This is a genomic window from Sphingopyxis sp. QXT-31, assembly GCF_001984035.1.
Taxonomy (GTDB): domain Bacteria; phylum Pseudomonadota; class Alphaproteobacteria; order Sphingomonadales; family Sphingomonadaceae; genus Sphingopyxis.
In genome coordinates, this window is record NZ_CP019449.1 from 3367613 (window position 1) to 3390732 (window position 23120).

The 23120-nt window shown below is 67.1% G+C and carries 27 protein-coding genes; 11 read left to right on the forward strand and 16 right to left on the reverse strand.

The genetic code is table 11. The features are described from left to right. Nucleotides 1-51: 51 nt before the first annotated feature. The 6 genes from BWQ93_RS16235 to rpmI form a co-directional block, all read right to left on the reverse strand. Nucleotides 52-1053: a GlxA family transcriptional regulator gene (locus BWQ93_RS16235; RefSeq protein WP_077031415.1), complete on the reverse strand. Its 1002-nt coding sequence runs from the start codon at nucleotides 1051-1053 to the stop codon at nucleotides 52-54. Between the two features lie 136 nt (nucleotides 1054-1189). Continuing rightward, the gene (gene pheT / locus BWQ93_RS16240; RefSeq protein WP_077031416.1) at nucleotides 1190-3592 is read right to left on the reverse strand and encodes a phenylalanine--tRNA ligase subunit beta; all 2403 of its coding nucleotides are present in this window, start codon (nucleotides 3590-3592) and stop codon (nucleotides 1190-1192) included. Beyond that, entirely contained in the window at nucleotides 3589-4683 is a 1095-nt protein-coding gene (gene pheS, locus BWQ93_RS16245; RefSeq protein ID WP_077031417.1) for a phenylalanine--tRNA ligase subunit alpha, read from the reverse strand. Before pheS ends, pheT begins: the two co-directional genes overlap by 4 nt. A gap of 87 nt (nucleotides 4684-4770) precedes the next feature. Beyond that, complete coding sequence (locus BWQ93_RS16250) at nucleotides 4771-5673, reverse strand: helix-turn-helix domain-containing protein (RefSeq protein WP_232314632.1); 903 nt, start codon at nucleotides 5671-5673, stop codon at nucleotides 4771-4773. 316 nt (nucleotides 5674-5989) lie between these two features. Next, nucleotides 5990-6355 (reverse strand): 50S ribosomal protein L20, encoded by a 366-nt coding sequence (rplT, locus tag BWQ93_RS16255; RefSeq protein ID WP_077031418.1) that lies wholly within the window; start codon nucleotides 6353-6355, stop codon nucleotides 5990-5992. A gap of 13 nt (nucleotides 6356-6368) precedes the next feature. Further along, on the reverse strand, nucleotides 6369-6572 hold the full coding sequence (rpmI, locus tag BWQ93_RS16260; protein WP_037555449.1) for a 50S ribosomal protein L35: 204 nt from the start codon (nucleotides 6570-6572) through the stop codon (nucleotides 6369-6371). Nucleotides 6573-6700: 128 nt separating this feature from the next. Between rpmI and BWQ93_RS16265 the strand changes: the two genes are divergently transcribed. Then, entirely contained in the window at nucleotides 6701-8938 is a 2238-nt protein-coding gene (locus BWQ93_RS16265; protein ID WP_232314633.1) for an AsmA family protein, read from the forward strand. A 95-nt stretch (nucleotides 8939-9033) separates the two neighbouring features. Here BWQ93_RS16265 and BWQ93_RS16270 read toward each other — a convergent pair whose 3' ends face one another. The 5 genes from BWQ93_RS16270 to BWQ93_RS16290 all read right to left on the reverse strand — a co-directional run bounded on the left by BWQ93_RS16270 (nucleotide 9034) and on the right by BWQ93_RS16290 (nucleotide 11738). Beyond that, nucleotides 9034-9246, reverse strand: coding sequence for a hypothetical protein (locus tag BWQ93_RS16270; protein ID WP_077031419.1), 213 nt, complete (start codon nucleotides 9244-9246; stop codon nucleotides 9034-9036). A 32-nt stretch (nucleotides 9247-9278) separates the two neighbouring features. Continuing rightward, nucleotides 9279-10061, reverse strand: a complete 783-nt coding sequence (gene hisN / locus BWQ93_RS16275; RefSeq protein WP_077031420.1) for a histidinol-phosphatase — start codon at nucleotides 10059-10061, stop codon at nucleotides 9279-9281. A gap of 1 nt (nucleotide 10062) precedes the next feature. Continuing rightward, the gene (locus tag BWQ93_RS16280; protein WP_077031421.1) at nucleotides 10063-10470 is read right to left on the reverse strand and encodes a bleomycin resistance protein; all 408 of its coding nucleotides are present in this window, start codon (nucleotides 10468-10470) and stop codon (nucleotides 10063-10065) included. Then, nucleotides 10470-11405, reverse strand: coding sequence for a ribose-phosphate pyrophosphokinase (locus BWQ93_RS16285; RefSeq protein ID WP_077031422.1), 936 nt, complete (start codon nucleotides 11403-11405; stop codon nucleotides 10470-10472). Before BWQ93_RS16285 ends, BWQ93_RS16280 begins: the two co-directional genes overlap by 1 nt. Nucleotides 11406-11504: 99 nt before the next feature. Beyond that, nucleotides 11505-11738 carry a hypothetical protein gene (locus BWQ93_RS16290; RefSeq protein ID WP_077031423.1) on the reverse strand — a complete coding sequence of 78 codons (234 nt, stop codon included), beginning with the start codon at nucleotides 11736-11738 and terminating at the stop codon, nucleotides 11505-11507. Nucleotides 11739-12342: 604 nt separating this feature from the next. Between BWQ93_RS16290 and BWQ93_RS16295 the strand changes: the two genes are divergently transcribed. Further along, nucleotides 12343-14010, forward strand: coding sequence for an NAD+ synthase (locus BWQ93_RS16295; RefSeq protein ID WP_077031424.1), 1668 nt, complete (start codon nucleotides 12343-12345; stop codon nucleotides 14008-14010). 22 nt (nucleotides 14011-14032) lie between these two features. After that, nucleotides 14033-14467 carry a DoxX family protein gene (locus BWQ93_RS16300; protein WP_083720966.1) on the forward strand — a complete coding sequence of 145 codons (435 nt, stop codon included), beginning with the start codon at nucleotides 14033-14035 and terminating at the stop codon, nucleotides 14465-14467. On the opposite strand, the gene BWQ93_RS16305 is transcribed toward BWQ93_RS16300, so the two are convergent. Continuing rightward, on the reverse strand, nucleotides 14391-15575 hold the full coding sequence (locus tag BWQ93_RS16305) for a GGDEF domain-containing protein (protein ID WP_077031425.1): 1185 nt from the start codon (nucleotides 15573-15575) through the stop codon (nucleotides 14391-14393). The two genes, BWQ93_RS16300 and BWQ93_RS16305, sit on opposite strands and share 77 nt — an antisense overlap. A gap of 125 nt (nucleotides 15576-15700) precedes the next feature. Here BWQ93_RS16305 and gltX point away from each other — a divergent pair, with 125 nt between their 5' ends. The 3 genes from gltX (at nucleotide 15701) to rpmG (ending at nucleotide 18253) form a co-directional block, all read left to right on the forward strand. After that, a complete protein-coding gene (gene gltX, locus BWQ93_RS16310) occupies nucleotides 15701-17008 on the forward strand; it encodes a glutamate--tRNA ligase (protein WP_077031426.1) in 1308 nt (435 codons plus the stop codon). Nucleotides 17009-17145: 137 nt separating this feature from the next. Continuing rightward, nucleotides 17146-17868, forward strand: a complete 723-nt coding sequence (locus tag BWQ93_RS16315) for an energy transducer TonB (RefSeq protein WP_083720967.1) — start codon at nucleotides 17146-17148, stop codon at nucleotides 17866-17868. A 217-nt stretch (nucleotides 17869-18085) separates the two neighbouring features. Further along, a complete protein-coding gene (rpmG, locus tag BWQ93_RS16320; protein WP_058810591.1) occupies nucleotides 18086-18253 on the forward strand; it encodes a 50S ribosomal protein L33 in 168 nt (55 codons plus the stop codon). A 224-nt stretch (nucleotides 18254-18477) separates the two neighbouring features. Here rpmG and BWQ93_RS16325 read toward each other — a convergent pair whose 3' ends face one another. Further along, nucleotides 18478-18963, reverse strand: a complete 486-nt coding sequence (locus tag BWQ93_RS16325; RefSeq protein WP_077031427.1) for an Lrp/AsnC family transcriptional regulator — start codon at nucleotides 18961-18963, stop codon at nucleotides 18478-18480. 134 nt (nucleotides 18964-19097) lie between these two features. On the opposite strand from BWQ93_RS16325, the gene BWQ93_RS20915 reads away from it, so the two are divergent. Further along, nucleotides 19098-19235, forward strand: coding sequence for a hypothetical protein (locus BWQ93_RS20915; RefSeq protein ID WP_156878267.1), 138 nt, complete (start codon nucleotides 19098-19100; stop codon nucleotides 19233-19235). A gap of 59 nt (nucleotides 19236-19294) precedes the next feature. On the opposite strand, the gene BWQ93_RS16330 is transcribed toward BWQ93_RS20915, so the two are convergent. Both BWQ93_RS16330 and BWQ93_RS16335 read right to left on the reverse strand, forming a co-directional pair. Next, the gene (locus BWQ93_RS16330) at nucleotides 19295-19540 is read right to left on the reverse strand and encodes a hypothetical protein (RefSeq protein WP_232314634.1); all 246 of its coding nucleotides are present in this window, start codon (nucleotides 19538-19540) and stop codon (nucleotides 19295-19297) included. Nucleotides 19541-19552: 12 nt separating this feature from the next. After that, nucleotides 19553-19915 (reverse strand): response regulator, encoded by a 363-nt coding sequence (locus BWQ93_RS16335; protein ID WP_077031428.1) that lies wholly within the window; start codon nucleotides 19913-19915, stop codon nucleotides 19553-19555. Nucleotides 19916-20015: 100 nt separating this feature from the next. On the opposite strand from BWQ93_RS16335, the gene BWQ93_RS16340 reads away from it, so the two are divergent. From BWQ93_RS16340 to BWQ93_RS16355, 4 genes are read left to right on the forward strand one after another with little or no spacing between them, the layout of a single operon-like run. After that, nucleotides 20016-20288, forward strand: a complete 273-nt coding sequence (locus tag BWQ93_RS16340; RefSeq protein ID WP_077031429.1) for a DUF3572 domain-containing protein — start codon at nucleotides 20016-20018, stop codon at nucleotides 20286-20288. Then, nucleotides 20285-20926 carry a hypothetical protein gene (locus tag BWQ93_RS16345; protein WP_077031430.1) on the forward strand — a complete coding sequence of 214 codons (642 nt, stop codon included), beginning with the start codon at nucleotides 20285-20287 and terminating at the stop codon, nucleotides 20924-20926. Before BWQ93_RS16340 ends, BWQ93_RS16345 begins: the two co-directional genes overlap by 4 nt. A 10-nt stretch (nucleotides 20927-20936) precedes the next feature. Continuing rightward, the gene (locus tag BWQ93_RS16350) at nucleotides 20937-21401 is read left to right on the forward strand and encodes a RidA family protein (RefSeq protein ID WP_077031431.1); all 465 of its coding nucleotides are present in this window, start codon (nucleotides 20937-20939) and stop codon (nucleotides 21399-21401) included. A gap of 8 nt (nucleotides 21402-21409) precedes the next feature. Further along, a complete protein-coding gene (locus BWQ93_RS16355; protein WP_077031432.1) occupies nucleotides 21410-22561 on the forward strand; it encodes a GNAT family N-acetyltransferase in 1152 nt (383 codons plus the stop codon). A gap of 109 nt (nucleotides 22562-22670) precedes the next feature. Here the strand turns inward: BWQ93_RS16355 and BWQ93_RS16360 are convergent, their stop codons facing one another. Further along, entirely contained in the window at nucleotides 22671-22985 is a 315-nt protein-coding gene (locus BWQ93_RS16360) for a sel1 repeat family protein (protein ID WP_058806615.1), read from the reverse strand. Nucleotides 22986-23120: the final 135 nt, after the last annotated feature.

Below are 23120 nucleotides of genomic sequence, written 5' to 3' on the forward strand. Positions count from 1 at the left end.
GGTCCGGAACATGCGGACCCGGCGGCGGTGCTTCAACGTCGGCCGGGCGGCTTATCTGGACAAATCGGCGGCGCTTTCGTCGTCGATCGCCTTTCCGGACCCCGCCGTCTGGAATCGCAAACGATATGGCAGCGGCGCAACGCCGATCCGGCGCAGGAAAGCGCGCCGGAGCGTCGTGGTCGATCCAAAGCCGGCGGCAAAGGCAATCGCCTTGATCGGGGCGGTGCTGTTTTCCAGCAGATGCCGGGCTATGTCGACGCGCGTCAGTTCGACATAGGCGGCCGGGTTGATGCCCAGTTCGGCGCGAAACAGCCGGGAAAGATGGCGCGGGCTCACCCCCGCCGCATCGGCAAGCGCCCGCAGGCTCAGGTCCGCGCGCGGGTTTTCCAGGATGTGCAGCCGGATCCGGTCGATGGGACTGGTAGCTGCAGTCTGCGCGGTCAGGGCGGCACTGAACTGCGACTGGCCACCGGGGCGCTTCAGAAAAACGACAAGGCGGCGTGCCACCCACAGCGCGAGCGCACGGCCATGATCCTCTTCGATCAGCGCAAAGGCCAGGTCGATCGCCGCGGTTACCCCGGCCGAGCAAAACACCGGCCCGTCGCGCACGAAAATGCGGTCGGGTTCCACGCGAATGTCGGGAAAGTCGGCGGCCAGACGGTCGGCATACTCCCAATGGGTCGTGGCGCTGCGCCCCGCCAGCATGCCGGTATGCGCGAGCAGGAAAGCCCCGGTGCAGGTCGAACCGTAGCGCCGTGCCGTCTTGGCTTGTTCGCGCAACCACTGCGTGACCGCCGCGCTTGGGCGCGCCGGGACGCCATAGGGTCCAACGATGATCAACGTGTCGCAGTGTGGGGCGGCATCGCCGATGCTGGCATCGGGCAGATATTTCACGCCCGACGCACTCTCCGCCGCGACTCCCTGTTCGGTCACCAGCTGGACGCGATAGCGATCGCCCGCTGCCATCTTGCAGTTCGCTTCGAAAAACGCGTCGCGAATACCGGCGATTTCAAGCAGATGCACTTTGCCGGGAGCGAAGATGGTGATGAGCATGGCCGGAACTCCGCCCGGCAGCGCCGCCGATCGGATACAGAATAGCCCGCTATGGGTCGATCACCTAGCGTGATCGCTGGAATGCGAAAGGTCAGCTTTCGATCTGCCGCTACGTTGCCTGCTCGGTCGGGCAATCTTACCCTCGCAACACCGCCCCCACCTTCGCCGCAGCCGCCACCACCTTGTCCGCAATCGCCTTCAGCTCGGCCTCGGCAAAGCTCTTTTCCGCCGGTTGCAGCACGACTTCGACCGCCAGGCTCACCTGCCCCTCGGGCACGCCCGCGCCCGCGAAGCGGTCGAACAGGCGGGCGTCGACGATCACCGCCTTGTCGGCGCCCTTGACCGCGCGCACCAGGTCGCCCGCCGCCAGCGTCGCGGGCGCCAGGAAGGCGAAGTCGCGGCGCACGGGTTGCAGTGCGGGCGGGGTGAAGGCGCTGCGGGCGGGGCCGCTCGCGCGCTTCGCGGGGATCGCATCGAGAAAGATCTGCATCGCCATCACCGCGCCATCGACGTCGTAATGACGCGCCAGCGAAGGATGCAGCGCGCCGAATTCGGCGAGCACCGCCTTGGGGCCGAGCCGCAGCGTCGCGGCCTGCCCGGGGTGCCAGATGCCCGCCTCGGCGATGGGCTCCATCACCTGCAGCCGGTCGGCGGGCGCGCCCGCGGCGTCGAGCAGCGCCAGCGCGGCGGCCTTGGCGTCATAGGCGTCGAACGCCGCCGCCTTGCCCGCCTGCCAGCCGCGCTCGGCCTTGTTGCCCGCCATCACGATGCACAGGGTCGGATGCTCGGCATCGGCCAGGTAGCGCCGCCCGATCTCGAACAGGCGGATGCTGTCCTGCCCACGATTCTGGTTGCGCGCCGCCGCGGCGAGCAGCCCGGGCAGCAGCGACGGACGCATGACCTTGAGGTCCTCGCTGATCGGATTGGCGAGGCTCCACGCGCCGCCGCCGAAGGGCGCGGCCTCCCGGTCGGAGACGAAGCTCCACGTCACCGCCTCATGATAGCCCGCCGCCGCCGCGGCGCGGCGCAGCCGGCGTTCGAGCAATTGCTCGGGGGTCGCGGTCGGCTTGGCGACGCCGTCCGAGCGGGGCAGCGCGACCGATTCGACCGCGTCGAACCCGGTGATGCGGGTGACTTCCTCGACGATGTCGGGCGCGGCGTCGACGTCGCGGCGCCAGCTCGGCACCGCGATCCGCCATATGCGTCGATCATCTTGCGAAACGGACGCAATCGAGAATCCGAGCGACGTGAGAATTTCTTGTTGATCTCCCTCGGGGATTGCGATGCCGCCGAGCGTCGCCGACAGCGCCGGGTCGTAATCGACCGTCTTCGTCCCGGTGGGCGGCGTGCCCGCCTTGGTCATGACCGACGGCGTGCCGCCGCAGATGTCGAGGATCAGCCGCGTCACGATCTCGGTCGCGTCGCCCAGGAACGACGGGTCGACCCCGCGCTCGAAGCGGCTGCGCGCGTCGCTGGTCAGCGCGAGCGCCTGCCCCGTCAGCGCGATGCGCTCGGGGTTGAAGTAGGCGACTTCGACGAGCACGTCGGTCGTCGTGTCGCTGCAACCCGAATGCTCGCCGCCCATGATGCCCGCGATGTCGTGCACGCCGCGGTCGTCGGCGATCACGGTCATCGTGTCGGTGAGCGTGTAGTCCTTGCCATTGAGCGCGGTGACGGTCTCGCCTTGCTTGGCGCGCCGCGCGACGAGCGGACCGGTCAGCTTGGCGCGGTCGTAGATATGGCTCGGGCGGCCGAGGTCGAACATCACATAATTGCTGATATCGACGAGCGCCGAGATCGAGCGCTGGCCGATCGCTTCCAATCGGCGGCGCATCCATTCGGGCGTGGCGACCGTGTTGTCGATGCCCGCGATGGTGCGGCCATAGAAGGCGGGGCAGGCCTCGGCATCGTCGGTCCGGATTTCAATCGCCATCGGGCCCCGCCCGTCGATCGTCGGCACCGCCAGCGGCTTGAGCGTGCCGAGCCCCGCAGCGGCGAGGTCGCGCGCCAGCCCACGCACCCCCATGCAATCCTGCCGGTTCGGGGTGATCGAGATATCGACTACCGGGTCGGCCGCGCCGCTGTAATCGGCGAAGGGGGTGCCGATGGGGGCGTCGGCGGGCAATTCGATGATGCCGTCATGATCGTCGCCGAGCTCGAGCTCGCGCGTCGAACACATCATGCCGTTCGATTCGACCCCGCGGACCGCTGCGACCTTCAGCTCCATGCCGTTCGCGGGCACCACCGCGCCGGGCAGGCCGAGCACGCCGACGAGGCCGGCGCGCGCATTGGGGGCGCCGCACACGACGGTCAGCGGCGCACCGCCGTCACCCGTGTCGACGGTCAGCACCTGCAACTTGTCCGCCTGCGGATGTTTCTCGGCGGTCAGCACGCGCGCGACGCGAAAACCGGCGAGTTTCTCGGCCGGATTCTCGACGCCTTCGACCTCGTGGCCGATGCGGTTGAGCGTGGCGACGACATCGGCGACGGTGAAATCACCATCCAGATGTTCGCGCAGCCAGTCGAGGGTGATCTTCATGCCGAAATCCCCCCGCTGAGCGTCGGGACCGACAGCGCGCCGAACCCGTAATGGGCGAGCCAGCGCAGGTCGCCGTCGAAGAAGGCGCGGAGGTCGTCCATGCCATATTTGAGCATCGCGAGCCGGTCGACCCCGACCCCGAAAGCAAAGCCCTGCCACACATCGGGATCGAGCCCGCAGTTCGCGATCACGCGGCGGTTGACCATCCCGCTGCCGAGCAATTCCATCCACGCATGGCCGTCGTCATCGCCGTTGCCGCCGACGATCCGGCGGCCTTTTTCCTGCTTGTAGCCGACATCGACCTCGGCCGAGGGCTCGGTGAAGGGGAAATAACTCGGCCGCAGGCGCAGCACGATGTCGTCGGTCTCGAAATAGGCCTTGAGGAAGGTCTCGAGCGTCCATTTGAGGTGCCCCATATGGATGCCGCGGTCGATGACGAGACCCTCCACCTGGTGGAACATGGGCGTGTGCGTCGCGTCGCTGTCGCTGCGATAGACGCGGCCGGGCGCGATGATCCGGATCGGCGGCTCCTGGCTCATCATCGTGCGGATTTGCACCGGCGAGGTGTGCGTGCGCAGCAGCATCTTCTGGCCCTCGGCGTTGGCGTCGGGGAAGTAGAAGGTGTCGTGCATCGCGCGCGCCGGATGCGTCTCCGGAATGTTGAGCGCGGTGAAATTGTGCCAGTCGTCCTCGATCTCGGGGCCCGTCGCGACCGCGAAACCCATGTCGGCGAAGATTTCGGCGAGCTCGTCCATGACCTGGCTCACCGGATGTACGCTGCCGCGCGGGCTCGCTGCGGCGGGGAGCGTCATGTCGAGCGTCTCGCCCGCGAGCTTGGCTTCGAGCGCCGCGCTTTCGAGCGCCGCCTTGCGCGCGGCGAGCGCCGCGGTGACGGTTTCGCGCAGCGCGTGGATCTGCGGACCGACGCTCTGGCGCTCCTCGGGACTCATGCCGCCCAGCGTCTTCAAAAGGCCGGTAACGCTGCCCGCCTTGCCGAGCACGGCGACGCGCAGCGCCTCGATGGCGTCGAGGTCGCTCGCAGCGGCGATCGCGCCGGTCAACTCGGCCTGCATGGCCTGATAATCGCTCATTGTCGGTCTTCCTGCGGCGGCGGAATAGCCGCGCTTTATTGCGGCGCCGCTTGCACCGAACGGGCCCCAAGGGTCAACCCCGAAGGGCTAGTTGGCGGGCTTGTGGAGCCCCTGCACCGGCGCCCCCGCGGCCGCTGCACGCGCGAGCGCTGCGGCGCCGAGGATCGGTTTGGGCCGCGCGGCATAGGCGCGCGGGCTCATCCCCATGAAACGCTGGAAATCGCGCGTGAACTGCGCCTGATCGTAATAATGATAATCGAGCGTATCAATCCACGCCATCGACGGGTCGAGCATGAAGCGCGCGAGGCTGCGCAGGAAGCGCTGGCGGCGCAGCAGCAATTTGGGCGCAAAGCCGAAGGCGCGGCGCGACAGCCGCTCGACCGAGCGTTCGGAGAGGCCGAGCTTTCCGGCCAGCTCGCCGACGCTGCCGAGGTCGTCGTCGACGAGCGCGCTATGCGCCGCGAAGATCGCGGGATCGTCGCGCGGCGCGCCTGTGAGCTGCGCGACGAAATAATCGTCGATCGTCTTCGCCCCTGCCTCGACGTCGTTCGCGCCGCGCAGCCGTTCGGCGAGCGGAACATAATCGGCGAACGCCGGATGCACCGCGGCGTCGCAGAAGCGGTCGGCGAGGTCCTCGGCCGAGAGCGCGAAGAATTTCGCCCACCCCGCGGGCAATATGCCGATGCCCCAGGTCCGCATGCTGCCGACCGAAAAATAAGTCGCCTTGCTCGTCGGGCCCGACACGTTGAACGCCGGCGCGGGCGCGACCGGGGCGTCGCCGATCGCGCTCTGCGTCGTTTCGCCCTCGATGAAGCGCATATTCGCCCATTCGGGGTGGAGATAATCCTCGATGCGTGTGCCCGGCGGAACCGCGACCTCGGTCAGATAGATGATGCTGGCGTAGGGGCGCAGCGCGTCGGACACAGGAAAGAACCGCGTCTCCACGCGCATCGTGCCGCTGGGGTCCGAGGGATTGGTCCTATCCGTCATGACGCCGCACCCATCGCAGCTATGCGTAAAAAAACAACAGGCTACGCGCTCTGCGTGTCGGGTTTTTACAATTTTTTGGACCCCGACGACCGCATATGTCGCGTCAACGAACACTTCCACCTGCCGGCGGCTTTCTGCGACCCACGGCTATTCGGTACGGAGGGAGGGGGGCGATGAATCGGTCACGATCATCGTCGGAGCGGCGCGAAGGGCAACCTTCGCGCCGTTTCTGATTCCGTGCATCCCAAATGGCAGACACGAAAAAGGGCGGCCCCTCGCGGGACCGCCCTCTATTCGTTCAGCGATGCCGGAAGGTTCAGGCTGCTTTGGGCAGCGCCGCCTTCGCCTGCGCGATGACGGCCGCGAAGATGCCGCCTTCGTTCATCGCGAGATCGGCCATGACCTTGCGGTCGAGGTCGATACCGGCCAGCTTCACGCCGTGCATGAACTGCGAATAGGTCAAGCCTTCGGCGCGGACCGCGGCGTTGATGCGCTGGATCCAGAGCGCCCGGAAGCTCCGCTTCTTAACCTTGCGGTCGCGATAGGCATATTGACCGGCCTTTTCGACCGCCTGCTTGGCGATACGAATGGTGTTCTTGCGACGGCCGTAATAGCCCTTCGCCTGTTCCAATACGCGCTTGTGCTTGGCGCGCGTGGTGACGCCGCGTTTGATGCGTGACATGGTCTAGCGCTCCTTACTTCAGGCCATAGGGCGCCCAGAGGCGCACATGGGCCGCGTCCGAATCGCTGAGCACGCTGGTGCCGCGGTTGGTGCGGATATATTTCGAGTTATGCGAAATCAGGCGGTGGCGCTTGCCGGCGACGCCGTGCTTCACCTTGCCCGAGGCGGTGAATTTGAAGCGTTTCTTCACACCGCTCTTGGTCTTCATCTTGGGCATTTTGGTCTCCTTTTGAAGTCCGTTTGCGTATCGACCTGGCAGCCCTTTCAGCCAGCCGGTACAATCGGAAGCGGGGCGCTTAGCCGCGCGGGCGCGGAAAAGCAAGCGATTCGGCGCAAAGAGGAACGATGTCCGTACCCGCGGATTATCGGCTGATGGATGTGCGCTCCGGCCCATTGGCCCCGGCGGCCGATCCCACTGCGACCGAACGCGGTGCCGGGGACGATTCGCATTGGAGCGCGCGTCCGAAACGCTGGGCGCGTACGGCCTGGACCCCCGCCTGGCTCGCTAAGCGCCCGCGCGCGCTGCGTATCGCGATCCGCAGCGTCGCCATCCTGATGCTCACCCTTTTCGCGATCTGGCTGATCCTCTTTGTCACCAAGGGCCGCTTCCTGAAAGGCCCGTTCGAGCGCTTCGCGACGTCGCAGCTCGAGCGCCAGGTCGACATCGGCGGCGATTTCCAGCTCTATTTCGCGCCGTTCAACGTCAAATTCTACGCTGAGGATATCCGCATCGCCAACCCCGCCTGGGCGCGCGAGAAGCAGTTCTTCACCGCGAAGACGGTCGATACGCGGCTTTCCACCTTTCGGTTGATCTTCGGGGATCGCATCCTGCGCTTCGCCAATCTCGACGGCGCGCGCGTCGCGCTCGAATGGGATGCGGGCAACAAGCGCAACAGCTGGACCTTCGGCGACCCCGACGCGCCGCCAGAGCCGCTCGAGCTGCCGGTCATCCAGCGCGCAGCGATTACCGACAGCGGCGTCACCTACCGCGACCCGCGGCTCCGCCTGTTCGCCGATATCGATATCGACACGGTGAAGGCGAGCGAAAGCCGCCTCGACGAGACGATCGGCTTTTCGGGACGCGGAACGATGCGCGCCCAGCCTTTCACCCTGACCGGCAGCCTCGCCTCGCCGAACGAGACCCTCGCGGGCGGCAAGAACAAGCTGACGCTCCACGCGGTCGGGCTGGGCAACACGCTCGATGTCGCGGGGACGCTTCCGGGACCGACCGAGCTCGAAGGCGCCGATCTGAAGATGCAGGCGCGCGGCGCCAATCTGTCGCGATTGTTCGATTTCCTCGGCGTCGCGATTCCCGATACGCGCCGCTACCGCGTCACCTCGGCGCTGACCTATGAAGATGAAATCTGGAAGCTCAGCGGGATCAAGGGTGTGTTTGGCGACAGCGATCTCGCGGGGTCGCTCGCGGTCAGCCAGCCCGGCGGCCGCGTCCATCTGAAGGCCGACCTCGTCACGCGCTCGCTCAACATCATCGATGCGGGGCCGTTCGTCGGCTATGAAGTGGACCGGCTCGACAAGATGGGCACCGGCGGGGCGATCAAGATCGTCGGGGGCCGTCCGCGTGTCCTGCCCGACTCCCCGCTGCGCGCCGACGCGCTCAAACGCTTCGATGCGGATCTGCGCTACAAGGTCGCGCGGGTTCGGGCCGAAAGTTTCCCGGTCAGCAACGTCGATCTCACGCTGTCGCTCAAGCGCGGGCTCATGGAAATGAAGCCGCTCACGTTCCTGCTCGCCGGCGGCAAGGTGGCGAGTACCATCTCGATCGATTCGCGGCCCGCCGTCGTCCGTACCGCCTATGACATCCGCCTCTCGCCCACCCGGCTGGGAACCTTGCTCGCGCGGTTCGGGGTGGAGGAATCGGGGACGACCGGGACCGTTAGCGGGCGTATTCAGATGGTCGGCCATGGCGACAGCCTGCGCCAGTCGCTTGCCAGTTCGAACGGCCGGATTGCCTTTGTCCTGCCACAGGGCAGCTTCTGGACTCGTAACATCCAGCTTGCCGAACTCGACGTCGGCACGTTCGTGCAGAAACTGTTCGAGGACAAGCTGAAGAAGCCGGTGCAAATCAATTGCGGGGTCATCGCCTTCACGGTGCGGAACGGCGTTGGCGCCGCCGACCCGATCCTCATCGATACCGAGAAGAATGTCGTCCTCGGGCGCGGCGGTTTTTCTTTCCGGAGCGAAGCGATCGACATGGCGGTGCGTGCCGACGGAAAGAAGTTCAGCCTGTTTTCGGGCCAGTCGCCGGTTGCGGTCGGCGGCTATTTCGCTGCGCCCAGGATCGACCCTATCAGCGACCAGCTGCTTGGCCGTGCCGGCGCCGGGCTCGGGCTGGCGATCGTCGCCACGCCGGTGGCTCTTATCATTCCCTTCGTCGATCCGGGCGACGCCAAATCGGCGCAGTGCGGCCCGGTGCTCGCCGGCGCGACCGCCGCGGCGCAGCGCACGACCAAAGGCAAGCCGCGCGACGACGTCGGCAAGGGCACGACGGCGAAGTCCGAGGATGGCAAGCAGAGCGCCGACGGCAAGAAGGAACAGCGCAAGAAGTTCCTTGGGATCTTCTAAGCTCTCTTGCGCTTCGCCTTCAGCATGAAGGCCGGCAGGACGATGGCGGCGGCGATCGCCGCATAAGCGTGCAAACCGTAATTGCTGCCCATTTCTTACGCGATAGTTGGGCCGACGTGCGGATCATGCCATTCCAAAATGGGGCCGACCGCCCCAACAATGCCAAAGAGCCACAGCGCCAGTCCGGCCCAAAGCCGCCATTGTCCGGCCAGGATCGCCAACGCGGCGAAAATGGCCGTGCCGATCCAGATATCGGCAACGCTTGCTTCCTTGTCGCTGACCTCGGCCCAGGACGGCGCGGCCAGCATGGCTGCCAATATAATCGACGTTCCAAAGCGTGTTAATGCGCGCACGCCAGCCCCTCGACCACATCCTCGAGCCGCGCGGGATCGCCGAGCGCGATGACATGGCCGCTGCTGTCGGCGTTGAGCGGGTCGCCGTTCCAGTCGCACATCGTGCCGCCCGCGCCTTCGACGACGGGCACCAGCGCGGCGAAATCGTGGAGCTTCAGCCCCGCCTCGACGACGAGGTCGATATGGCCGCTCGCGAGCAGGCCATAATTATAGCAGTCGCCGCCGAAGACCATGCGCTTGTGCGAAGTCTGCGCGGCGAGCGCCATGAAATGCTCGCCGTCGTGATCGCTGAAATATTGCGGTCCGGGGGTCGCGAGCACGGCGTCGGCCAGTTCGCGGCACGTCCGCGTGCGCGCCGGCTTGCCGTTGAACAAGGTCGGTTGCCCCATCGCGCCGACCCAGCGTTCGCCCGCGATCGGCTGGTCGATGATGCCCAGGATCGGCCAGCCGTCCTGCAGCAGCGCGATCAGCGTGCCGAAGATCGGGCGCCCCGCCATGAAGCTCACCGTGCCGTCGATCGGGTCGAGTACCCATTGGCGCACCGCCTCGGGGCGTTCGCTGCCAAACTCTTCGCCGATGATGCCGTCGCGCGGCGCCTCGGCCGCGAGCAGGCTGCGCATGACCGCCTCGGCGCCGCGGTCGGCCTCGGTCACCGGCGAGGCGTCGGCCTTGGCCTCGGACTGATAGGCCGCGCGGAACAAGGGTCGGATGGCGGCGCCGGCGGCATCGGCGAGGCGATTGGCGAGCGCGAGATCGGAGGAGAGCGACATGTCAGCGGCGATAGTCCCATTGGCCGGCGTTGAGCCCGATGCCCTCGCCGAAGGTGATCAGATTGCCGTCGGGGTCGCGCACCCAGAATTCGCGCTGGCCATAAACATGGTCGCGCGGCGGTCCCCAGCGGTCGTCGGAAAGCGTGGCAAGCGCGGGATGGAGTTCGCCGAAGAGCGCCTGCGCATCGGCGATATCGACATAGGCGTGGCTGCACCCCGGGGGGTTGCGCCCACCGTCGTCGAGCTGGAGCAGGCGAAAGGCGATGCGCTCGCGCTCGATATAGGCATAGCCGCCATCGTGCACATGCACGGTGAAGCCGAGGATATCGCGGTAGAAGGCGAGCGCAGGCTCCATCGCGGCGACGCCGAGGAAGGGCGTCACCTGGATGAAGGGCGGGTTGTCGGTCATCAGTCGAAGAGCGAGGAGACGCTTGTTTCGTCGGCGATGCGCTTGATCGCCTCGCCGAGCAGCGGCGCGACGGTCAGCGCGCGGACCTTTTTGCTGTCGTTCACCGCGTCGGTCGGCTGGATCGAATCGGTGATGACCAGCTCGGTGAGCTCGCTCGCCTCGACGCGCGCGACCGCGCCGCCCGACAGGACGCCGTGGGTGCAATAGGCGACGACGCCCTCGGCGCCCGCGGCCTTCAAAGCGCCCGCGGCGTTGCAGAGGGTGCCCGCCGAATCGACGATATCGTCGATCAGGATGCAGAAGCGGCCCTTCACGTCGCCGATGATGTTCATCACCTCGGATTCGCCGGCGCGCTCGCGGCGCTTGTCGACGATCGCCAGCGGCGCGTTGTCGAGGCGCTTGGCGAGCGCCCGCGCGCGCACCACGCCGCCGACGTCGGGCGACACGACCATCAGATTCTTGCCGCCGAAGCGCGCCTGGATGTCGGCGCTCATCACCGGCGCGGCGTAGAGGTTGTCGGTCGGGATGTCGAAAAAGCCCTGGATCTGCCCGGCGTGCAGGTCGATCGCGAGCACGCGGTCGGCGCCCGAGGTGGTGATCAGGTTCGCGACGAGCTTCGCCGAGATCGGCGTGCGCGGGCCGGGTTTTCGGTCCTGCCGGGCATAGCCGAAATAGGGGACGACCGCGGTGATGCGCTTTGCCGAGGCGCGGCGCAGCGCGTCGTTGATGATCAAGAGCTCCATCAGATTGTCGTTCGCCGGGAAATTGGTCGGCTGGACGACGAAGACGTCTTGGCCGCGGACATTTTCGTGAATCTCGACGAACACTTCCTCGTCGGCGAAGCGGCGCACGCTGGTGTCGGTCAGCGGCAGCTCGAGATAGTCGGCGATGGCGCGGGCCAGCGGCAGGTTGCTGTTGCCGGAGATCAATTTCATGGGGTGCGACGCCCTTTCGCGCGGGATGGATGCGCGCCCCTTAGCCAGCACGGGCGCGAAGGGGAAGGCCTGTTGTCGCGCGAACGCGGCAATCGATGCTTATTCGCCCGGGTCGACGACCCGCCAGCGGCCCTGCTTGCGCTGCAATCGCACCGATGCGGCTTCCCACGCGCCGAAGTCGCTGTCGAAAAAGCCGTTGGTGCGCCGATCGTAACGGCAGGCATAATCCTGCCCGGCGACGGGTTCGCAAACGGTGCTTCGCGTTTCGACCTCGGGGGCGAATTCGGCGTACAGCCTGCCATCGCGCGTCGGGCTGGCATAGGGGCCGATCACGCGTGACCTCGATCGCCTGGATATCGCTCGCGCCGGGCGCGGCGACGGCGAGCAGGGCGATCAGCATCGACATCGGTCGGCCTTAGCATGAGTCGGGGGCGGACGCAGCGGCGATGTTCTGTCCCCTTTGTCGCTTCGTGGCTTCGTGCGAGCCCCCCATCCGGCAACCGCGGTTTTGCGGCCTTTGTCGACGGGACATGCGGCGAGCGCCGGATTTGTTTCGGGCAAAGACGCAAAGACACGAAGATGTCGCGCATCGCCGATCCGGGGTCCCGCTTAGCGGCGTCGAACAGCGGGACCCCGGGTCAAGCCCGGCGTGACGTGGGATGTAGAGGCGGGTTTGGGGCGGGAGCGGACATCTTAATCCTCCCTGCGGCGTAGCCGTGGGGAGGGGGACCACCCGCAGGGTGGTGGAGGGGTGCGGGAGGTCATACGCCGAGTTCGGCTGCACGCACCCCTCCACCATGCTTCGCATGGTCCCCCTCCCCATCGCTTCGCGACAGGGAGGATTAGGAGCGTCCGTTTCCTACCCCAAAGCCGCCCCCTCCTCCGCCGCCGGCCCCGATGGGTTGAAATCCGGGTGGTTGGTCCTAAACCCGCTGGCATGACCTCCCCCGCGCAGCAGCTCACCATCGTGATGGCCCAGATGACCCAAGTGGTCGGCGACCTCGCCGCCAATGCCGACGCGATGCGCGCTGTCCGGGCACGCCACCCGGGCGTCGACCTGATCCTCTATCCCGAGCTCCAGCTGATCGGTTATCCGCCCGAGGATCTGGTGCTCAAGCCCGCGCTCGCCGAGCGCGCGGCGAAGCTGCTCGCCGAACTCGCCGCTGAAACCGTCGACGGTGGCCCCGCGATGCTCGTCGGCTCGGTCGAATGGGAGGCGGGCAGCCTCTACAATATCGTCGCGCTGCTCGATGGCGGCCGGATCGTCGCCAAGCGGCGCAAGCACGAGCTGCCCAATTACGGCACCTTCGACGAGAAGCGCATCTTCGCCCCCGGCCCGCTGCCCGATGTCGTCGCGTGGCGCGGGGTCAAGCTCGGCCTGCCGATCTGCGAGGACGGCTGGCTGCCGACGGTGTGCGGGCATCTGGCGGGGCAGGGCGCCGAGCTGCTGATCTCGGTCAACGGCAGCCCCTATGAGATCGACAAGGACGAGCGGCGCCTCAGCCAGGTTTTCGCGGCGCGCGTCGCCGAAACCGCGCTGCCGGTGATCTTCCTCAACCGCATCGGCGGGCAGGACGAGATCGTGTTCGACGGCTGCTCCTTCGTGCTGAACGGCGACGGGACGACGGCGCACCGGCTGACCGACTGGGAGGCGGAGGAACGCGTCACGCATTGGACGAAGGGCTCGGCGGGATGGACTTGCGAACCCGGCGCGATCGCCGAATGGGAGGCGCATCCCGCCGATATCTACAGCGCGATGATCCTGAGCCTGCGCGACTATGTCGAGCGCAACCACTTCCCGGGCGTGGTGCTCGGGCTGTCGGGCGGGATCGATTCGGCGATCTGTGCCGCGATCGCCGCCGACGCGCTCGGCCCCCACAAGGTGTGGTGCGTGATGCTGCCGAGCCGCTTCACGGGGCAGGCGAGCCTCGACGATGCCGCGGGCTGCGCGGCGATGATCGGCTGCCGCCTCGACACGATCCCGATCGCGCCCGCGGTCGACGCCTTCGATACGATGCTTTCGGACAGCTTCGCCGACCGGAATGTCGATACGACCGAAGAAAATGTCCAGTCGCGCATCCGCGGCGTGACGCTGATGGCGCTCAGCAACAAATTCGGCCCGATGCTGCTGACGACGGGCAACAAGAGCGAGATGAGCGTCGGTTATGCGACCATCTATGGCGACATGGCGGGCGGCTACAACCCGCTGAAGGACGCGTACAAGATGACGGTCTTCGCGCTCGCCAAGTGGCGCAACGAGACTATCCCGCGGCTGTCGCGCAATCGCGTGACGCCTATCATGCCCGACACGATCATCACCAAGCCGCCGAGCGCCGAGCTGCGCCCCGACCAGAAGGACGAGGACAGCCTGCCGCCTTACGCCGATCTCGACCGCATGCTGCAAATGCTCGTCGAGGAGGAAAAGAGCGTCGACGATGTCGTCGCGACATATGGTTTCGATCGCGATACGGTGGCGCGGATCGAGCGTCTGCTGGCGATTGCCGAATATAAGCGCCGCCAGGCGCCGCCGGGGGTCAAGCTCTCGACGCGCAATTTCGGGCGCGACCGCCGTTATCCGATCACCCACGGTTTCCGAACGGGTTGACGCGCCAAAAAGGGGAGAGGAAATGGCTTTTGTCGGACCGCAAGTGTCGCCCGCGCGCGCTGCGACCGCGATGGAGGCACTGCGCATCACCGTCGCGCTGCTGATCCTGATCCACGGGGTCTACCGGCTGACGATGGGGCTCGTCGAACCCTTCGGGACATGGCTGGACAGCATCGGCCTTCCCTATAGTTATGGCTGGGCGATGGCGGTGACGCTCTACGAGCTTATCGGGCCCGCGCTGATGCTGGTGCGGCGCTGGACCAGCCTCGCCGCGCTCGGCCATGCCGCGATCCTGACGCTCGGCGCGATCCTCGTGCACCTCCCCGCGGGCTGGTTCGTCGTCGGCGCGGGGCGCAACGGGGTCGAGTACAGCGTGCTGCTTATCGCCGCGCTGCTCGCGATCGCCTGGGCCTGGTGGCCGCTGCGACCGGCGGGGGCGGCGGCGACGCGGCACTGACCGGCGCAGCGTCGCGCGCGGGTTTGGCGGCGTAAAGCGCGGCGTCGGCGACGCGCATCAGCTCGAGCAGGTTGACGCCGTCGGCTGGCGCCGCGGCGAGCCCGGCGGTGGCGCCGATGCGGATCGGCTGGCCGTCGATGGGGAAGGGCGGGGCGAGCGCGGCGAGCAGCGCGCTGGCGCGTACGTCGAGCGCGGTGGCGTCGCCATCGGGCAGCAGGATCGCGAACTCGTCGCCGCCGATGCGCGCCACCGTGGCGCCCTCGCCTGCATGCGCGCGCAGGCGACCGCCGATGGCAATGAGCAGCCGGTCTCCCGCGGCGTGGCCGTGGCGGTCGTTGACCGGCTTGAACCCGTCGAGGTCGAGCAGGATCAGCGCCGCGCCCGCACCGCCCTCGGCGAACATCTCGTCGGCGGCCATGTGCAGCGCGCGGCGGTTGGCGAGCCCGGTCAGCGGGTCGGTCATCGCCTGGCGCTGCAGGCGGCGGCGGAGCAGCAGCATCTCGACCTGCTGCGCATGCTGGTCGGACACCAGCCGGATCAGGAAAACGACCGCGAGCAGGACGATCGCGACCGCGATCTGGTCCATGCGGTTGCCTGTGGCGAGCAGCGACACGACGATGGGGGCGAGCCCCGCGCCGAGCACCGCGAGCGTCGCGCCGCGCACCGAGGCGAGGCAGAAGGCGGTGGTGAGCGTGCCCATCACCATGAACATCGGATAATAGCTGCGCTGGCCGGGTTCGGCGAGCAGCCAGCTCGCCGCGGTCCAGGCGCCGCACAGCGCCGCGATCGGCACCGCGATCAGGGCAAGCCGCGCGGTCAGGCGGCGCGCGGCGGCAGCGGTCATCGGCCGCGACCGGCTGCGCAGCCAGTGGACGAGCCGCACGGCGGAGATGACGATGGCGGTGAGCGGCATGCCGTAGCGGATCAGCCAATGCGCCTCGCCCGCCGCGGCGAGCATCGCGACCGCGACCACCGCGATCATCGTGGCATAGAGGATCGGTACCAGCACCTGCAGCCGTGCGACGCGCGCGAGCGCGAGCTCGTCGGCAATCGCCGCCGGTACGCGCGGCCACAGCCGCGAGCGCCATCCCCTCGTTTCACCCTCCATCGCGCCGGGCTAGCGGCAAAGCGCGAAGAAGCGGTTAATCGCGGCGGGGCGGCGCAAGAGATGGGTAAAGAGGGGGGCAAGTTGATGGTCGCCACACTGCGATCATTGCGGCTATAGGCGCGACCATGACCGTCACCACGCGTTTCGCCCCCTCGCCGACCGGCAGCCTCCACGTCGGCAATGTCCGCACCGCGCTCCACAATTGGCTGTGGGCGCGCAAGCATGGCGGGCGTTTCCTGTTGCGCATCGACGACACCGACCTCGAGCGCTCGAAGGAGGAATATGTCGCGGGGATCCGCGCCGATCTCGCGTGGCTCGGGCTCGATATCGACGGCGAGGAACGCCAGTCGGCGCGCTTCGCGCTTTACGAGGCCGAGTTCGAGAAATTGAAGGCGGCGGGGCGCGTCTATGCCTGTTACGAGACCCCCGAGGAGCTCGACATCCGCCGCAAGGTGCTACTTTCGCGTGGGCTGCCGCCGGTCTATGAGCGCAAGCCCGAGGGCGCGCCGGTCCCCGAGGGCGTGGCGCCGCACTGGCGTTTCCGTCTCGACCATGAGGCGGCGATCATATGGACCGATCTGGTACGCGGGTCGCAGCATTTCGAACCAAAGACTATGTCCGACCCAGTGGTGCGCCGCGCCGACGGCAGCTGGCTCTATCTGCTGCCCAGCGTCATCGACGATGTGGCGATGGGCATCTCGCATGTGGTGCGCGGCGAGGACCATGTGTCGAACACCGCGGCGCAGATCCAGATGTTCGAGGCACTCGGCGCAAAGCCGCCCGCATTCGCGCATGAGGCGCTGCTCGTCGGGACCGAGGGCAAATTGTCGAAGCGCCTGTGCTCGCTCGGCATGGCGGCCTTGCGCGAACAGGGGATCGAGCCGGTCGCGCTCGTCGCGCTGCTTGCGCGCCTCGGCACCAGCGATCCGGTCGAGCCTGTCACCACTGCCGCGCCGCTGATCGACACGATCGATTTCGCGCATTTCGGTCGCGCCCCCGCGCGCTTCGACGAGGCCGAACTGGCGCTGCTCAACCAGAAGATCGTGCATCAGCTGGACCATGGCGACGTCGCCGCCCGGCTCCCCGCCGCGATCGACGCCGCGCGCTGGCACGCGATTCGCCCCAATCTGATGACCGTCGCCGAAGCTGCCGACTGGGTCGCGGTGTTCGACGGGCCGTTCGCGCCGCCGCCCGCCGCCGCTGAGGATCGCGCCGTGCTCGAAGCCGCGGCGGCCGCGGCCCCCGGCATCGACTGGGGCGTCGACCCCTGGCACGCGCTGACCGGCGCGGTGAAGGACGCGACCGGCGCCAAGAGCCGCGCGCTGTTCCTGCCGCTGCGCCGCGCGCTCACCGGCCGCGACCACGGCCCCGACATGGCCGAACTGCTGCCGCTGATCGCGCAGGAGCAGGCGGTGGCGCGGCTTTCGGCGTAAGCTTCTCTCAGCGTCGCCGCCTTGCCGACCTTTCCGCTTGACAATTGTGGGGATGTTATAATATCACATCATTCCGACCTGGCCGACAGCAGCACAAGCGCGGCGGCCCGGGGTCGCTCACGGCAAGGAGAGAGGCCATGACCCTGATACCGATGCTTTCGTCCGTCCTGTCGGCACGCCGAACCGCAGTGCCCGCCGGACCCGACCTGTTGCAGCGCGGCGGTTACAACCCGGGCGCCGGGCATCGACCTGCCGCCGCGGCGATCGCGATCGGCCTGTCCGCGGCGCTGCTCGTCGCGGTCGCGCTGTCGCCGATGATCATCGAACCCAAGCCGATCGTCGAGCCGACCATCGGCACGCTGATCGAACTCGACAAGCCGGTGCCGCCGCCCCCCGACCCCACCGACCAGGCGCTGCCGCCGCAAAGCGCGCTGTCCGCGGCTCCGCCGCTTGTCCCGACGCCGCCGACGAGCGACTTCACCGCCCCGGTGCTGCCCCCGATTCCGGTGCCGCCGACTGCCGAGCCGGGGCCGGTCTCGATCCCCGAAACGCCGCCCGCGCCGCCGCCCAAGCTGGTGCTCGCGCAGCTCGACCAGCGCTATATCGGCGGTTTCCAGCCCGACTATCCGCCGCGCGAGCAGCGCGAGGGGATCGAAGGTGTGGCGAAGGTCCGGGTGCTGATCGGCGCCGACGGCAAGGTGAAGCAGGTCGAACTGGTCAGCAGCGACAGCCCCGGTTTCTTCGAGGCGACCAAGCGGCGCGCGCTCGCCAAATGGCGCTTCAAGCCCGCGACGCGCGGCGGGGTCGCCGAGGAAAGCTGGAAGGAGATGACGGTGCGGTTCGAAATCCGCAACGCCTGACTCTCCCCCGGGCGGGCGGCGGCCGCGCACCTGACACCGGCCGTCGTTCGTTCGTTTCGCTTGACATAAGCGCCGAATCCCGTCAGAGGCGCGCGCTTATCGGGGGCGGCGTGCTTGCGCGCTGCCCTGTTGTTTTTCACACCATCAGTCGGGGCCAACCGTCCCGCGCGCCGCGACCGCCACCGGTTTCTGCGTCAAATTTTCGAGGAACAGGGCCATGGCCAAGCCGACGACCGTCAAGATCAAGCTCGTGAGCACCGCCGACACCGGCTTCTTCTACGTCACCAAGAAGAACCCGCGCACGATGACCGAGAAGATGGCGCAGCGCAAATATGACCCCGTCGTGCGCAAGCATGTCGAGTTCAAGGAAGCCAAGATCAAGTGATGCATTTCTCCGTGCGCTAATAGCGCGCGGGCCGGAAATGCATCGTCCCGCGAAAGCGGGGATCGCGATCCCGAAGGGCGGCCGTTGCGCCGCCCTTTTTCGTGCGCGCGGGAAGGGGCGGGTTCGGGGTGGTTTCCAAGCCGGCCTCCATTTCCGTTCGACACGAACGGGATTTATAACTTGGCTCGGCAGTTGGCGCCCAAAACCCCGCCACCCCTCACCCCTCACCCCTCGCGCAACGGGCGCCGCGCGACGTCGTTCTCGATGATGTTGCGGATCGCGATCATCGTCGTGAAGCTGTGCACGCCCCTGTCCTCGCCCAGCGCGCGGCGGGTGAAGCGGTCGTAATCTTCCATCGTCCCGACCTGGACCTTGAGCAGGAAGTCATCCTCGCCGGTGACATCCCACGCGCCGGTGATTTCGGGGTGGCGGACAATCTCGCGCGCGAAATGGTCCATAGTCTGCGGCCCCGCCTGCTGCATCCGGACGAGCACATGCATGGTCAGCGCCGAGCCGGTCAGCGCTGGATTGACCACCGCGATATCGGCGACGATTACCTTCTCGTCGCGCAGCCGCCGCAGGCGGCGCAGCACCGCCGACAGCGACAGTCCGACCTTGTCGGCGAGCACCCGCGCGGGCTGTTGATTATCCTCGCGCACCAGCGCGAGCAGGCGGCGGTCGAAGATGTCGAGATCGGGCATTTTTCGCATGAATCGCCCTATAGCGCGAAAATTGGTCGCAGATATGATCAATTTCAGCGCCAATCGCCGCGCAGGCGGGCGTATAAAAATCGCGTCCGGGCCGCCCTCCCCACCCTTGCCGGCCCGGACACAGGAGACACCCCATGACTCATGCCCGTAACGAATCGAACTGGATCGCCAGGCTCTACGCCGCGCTGGTCGAGGCCTCGGCGACCGCCGTCGCAGTGCACTATGACGCGCCGTGGAAGCGGGCGAATTGCGATAGAGCCGCTAAGGTCTGAGCGGTCCGACGGCCAATGCGGACCATGTACCGCCGACGCGCGGTCAACGATTATCCCTGCTATTCGGTATAGGAAAATGGCGGGAGCGCTCCGGCAATGGCCACTTTCGCGCTGAGATGTAGCGGGACCGCCTGGCCCAGTGCAAAGAGTTGGTCGTCGGAAACGGCAGGAAGTATCAGCACAGCCAAGCCTTCATCGTCGCGCTCGACCCTTATAGGCGGATAGCCGCGCTCGGCGAGATAGGCCACTGCCTGTTCTGCATTCTCGGGCAGAACGCAAAATCGTATCGACGTCGGCTTAGCCATATGGTCTCCCAATCAAGCGAAAGCCCCCACGCTCTCGATGAACTTGATCACCGAAATCGGTTTCGAGACATAGGCCTCGGCCCCTGCGGCGCGGATCTGGTCCTCGTCGCCCTTGCCGGCATAGGCGGTGACCGCCATGATCGGCACTTCGCGCAGCATCAGGTCGGCCTTCATCTGGCCGATCAGTTCGAGCCCGCTGACGTGCGGCAGCTGGATGTCCATGATGATCAGGTCGGGGGTCAGCTCGCGCGCCTTGTCGAGCGCATCGCGCCCGTCGCGCACCGGATGTGCGCTATAGCCATGGGCGTTGAGCAGATCGCAGAACAGGCGCAGGTTGAGTTCATTATCCTCGACCACCAATATGGTCTTGCCCATGATTAATCGCTTCCCCACCTTGTATCTGCGGCCCGTTTAGGCGAAGCGGCCCGCGGAAACAATCGCTGCGACCGGAAAGCCGGGGAAGGAAGGATCGCCCTTGCACGATGCCGACGAAGCGCTGGCGCTGAACGCGCTGGGCTGGATCCTGACCGACGAGCCGCGCGCCGAACGGCTGGTCGCGCTCACCGGGCTGGCGCCCGAGACCTTGCGCGAATCGCTCGGCGAACGGACGACGCTTGCGGCGATCCTGTCGTTTCTGACCGCGCATGAGGCCGACCTCGTCGCTTGCGCTGTCGGGCTCGACATCAAGCCCGAGGATATCGCTGCCGCTGCCCATCGCCTGTCCGGCGACGAAAGGATCGATACATGACCCGCCCGCTCGTCATCACCGATTGCGACGAAGTGCTGATGCACATGGTCGTGCCCTTTGCCGAGTGGGTCGACGCCGAACATGGCGTGCTGTTCCGCATCGAGGATGCGAGCTTCGCCGGCGCGCTCAAGCGCAAGGAATGCGGCACGCCCTTGGAGGCGGCCGAGGTCTGGCCTTTGCTCGACGGTTTTTTCACCAGCCAGATGACACGGCAATATCCGATCCCCGGCGCGCTCGCCGCGATGGCTGAGATTGCGAAGCACGCCGACATCGTCGTGCTCACCAATGTCGGGCCCGAGCATCAACAGCGCCGGATCGACCAGCTCGCGGAGCATGGTTTCCATGCCCCGGTGATCGGCAGCCGCGGCGGCAAGGGCGAACCCGTACGCCGGCTGATCGAGCAATATAAGCCTTCGGTCGCGGTGTTCATCGACGACCTCGGCGGGCATCACACATCGGTGGCGCAGGAGGCGCCGGAAGTGTGGCGGCTCCACCTCGTCGGCGAGCCCGCGATCGCGGACAAGATCGCGCCGTCGAAACACGCGCACGCGCGGATCGACAACTGGACCGAGGCGCGGGACTGGATTTTGGCGCGCCTCACCGAAAACATCCCTGCCCCCGCCCCCGTCACCGTATAAGGAATCCCACATGGATATCGCCGCCAAGCTCGCCGACCTCGGCCTCGAACTGCCCAAGGCCGCGGCGCCCGTCGCCGCCTATGTGCCCGTCGTCGAACAGGGCGGCATGCTCTATGTCAGTGGCCAGCTGCCGTTCGACGACGGCAAGGTCGTCACCGGTCGGCTCGGCGCCGATGTCGATGTCGCGGGCGGCTATGACGCCGCGCGGCGCTGCGCCTTGATGCTGCTCGCGCAGATCGGCAATGCGCTGGACGGCGACTGGTCGCGTGTCGAGAAAGTCGCGAAGCTCGGCGTCTTCGTGAACAGCACGCCCGATTTCACCGACCAGGCCAAGGTCGCCAATGGCGCGTCCGAATTATTCGAATCGCTGTTCGGCGATGCCGGGCGCCATGCGCGCGCGGCGGTCGGGGTCGCGGTGCTGCCGCTCGGCGCCGCGGTCGAGGCCGACGCGATCGTCGCGGTGCGGCCGGCCTAAGGACGCTGGTGGCCGAGGCCGACCCGCCCGCGCGCAGCATCTCGCTCGGCACCGGCGTCGAGGCGATCGACGCCGCGGCGTGGGATGCGCTGCACGACGGCGGCAATCCTTTCGTCTCGCACCGCTTCCTGTCGCTGCTCGAACGATCGGGCAGCGTGGGGCCGGGGACCGGCTGGCAGGCCGCGCCCTTGCTGGTCGAGGACGAGGGGGGGGCGCTCGTCGCCGCGGCGCCCGCTTACCTCAAATCGCACAGCCAGGGCGAATATGTCTTCGACCACGCCTGGGCCGATGCCTGGGCGCGCGCGGGCGGCGATTATTATCCCAAGCTGCAGATCGCCGCGCCCTTCACCCCGGTGCCGGGGCCGCGGCTGCTCGCGAAGAATGACGAGGACGCGATCCTGCTGCTCCGCGCCGCCGAGGCCGTGGTGCGCCAGAACGGCCTGTCGTCGGCGCACGCCACTTTTGTGGCGCCCGAACAGATGCCGCTGTTCGAGGAGGCGGGCTGGCTTGTCCGCCGCGACATCCAGTTCCATTTCGCCAATGCCGGCTATGCCAGCTTCGACGATTTCCTCGCCACTTTGACCTCGATGAAGCGCAAGCAGTTGCGCAAGGAGCGCGCGCGCGCGGTCGATGGCCTACGGATCGAAGAGTTCAGCGGAGCCGCGATCCGGCCCGGGCATTGGGACGCGATGTGGCTTTTCTATCAGGATACCGGCGCGCGCAAATGGGGGCAGCCGTATCTCACGCGCGAGGCGTTTGACCTGATGGGGCAGACGATGGCCGAGGATATCATTCTCGTCCTCGCCTTTGACGGTGACGGGCGCGCAGTCGCGGGCGCGATGCATCTGCTCGGCGCCGACACGCTCTACGGGCGTTACTGGGGCTGCCTGATCGACATCCCCTATCTGCATTTCGAACTCTGCTATTATCGCGCGATCGACATCGCGATCGCGCGCGGCCTGAAGCGCGTCGAGGCGGGCGCGCAGGGCGGGCACAAGCTCGCGCGCGGCTACGGCCCCGTCGCGACCTGGTCGGCGCATTTCATCGCCGATCCGGGTTTCCGGCGCGCGGTCGCCGACTATCTGGAAACCGAACGCCGCGCCGAAGAATCGGAAATGGAGTGGCTCGAAGGGCATATGCCCTTTCGGCAGAAGGTCTGAGCCGACCTCAAATCCCGTTTGTGTCGAGCGAAGTCGAGACACGCTGAACACGGGGCGTCCCAAGCGTGTCTCGACTACGCTCGACACGAGCGGGGAAGGTAGGCGTGCCTCAGGCAGCAAACCGCCGGGCGGCCGGGCGGCGCGCGGTTTCGTCGAGCCAGGCGCGCGCCTGACGCTGCGCTTCCGCGATTTCCTCGCGCGTCATTTCGTCGGACAGGTCGGCGCGGCATTGCTGGCCTTCCTTGTTGCCGCCGAGCGCCGCGAGATTGAACCATTTATGCGCCTGGATCAGGTCGACGTCGACCCCGCCGCTTCCGGTCGAAAAGGCAATGCCGAGATCGAAATAGGCATTGGCGTCGCCGCGCGCGGCGTCGAGCAGCCGGCTTTCGATCAGATATTGCGCAGACTTCAGACTGTTGGCCATGATAACCCCCTGTCGCCTCTCCCCACCGAGAAGCTTCGGGTTCGAACCTTGCGGATCATGGTCAACAAAGCGTTAACGATGCGGCGACTTTTTCGGGGATAAGTGGCGAAAGCGGCAGAAATCTGCCATTTCCAG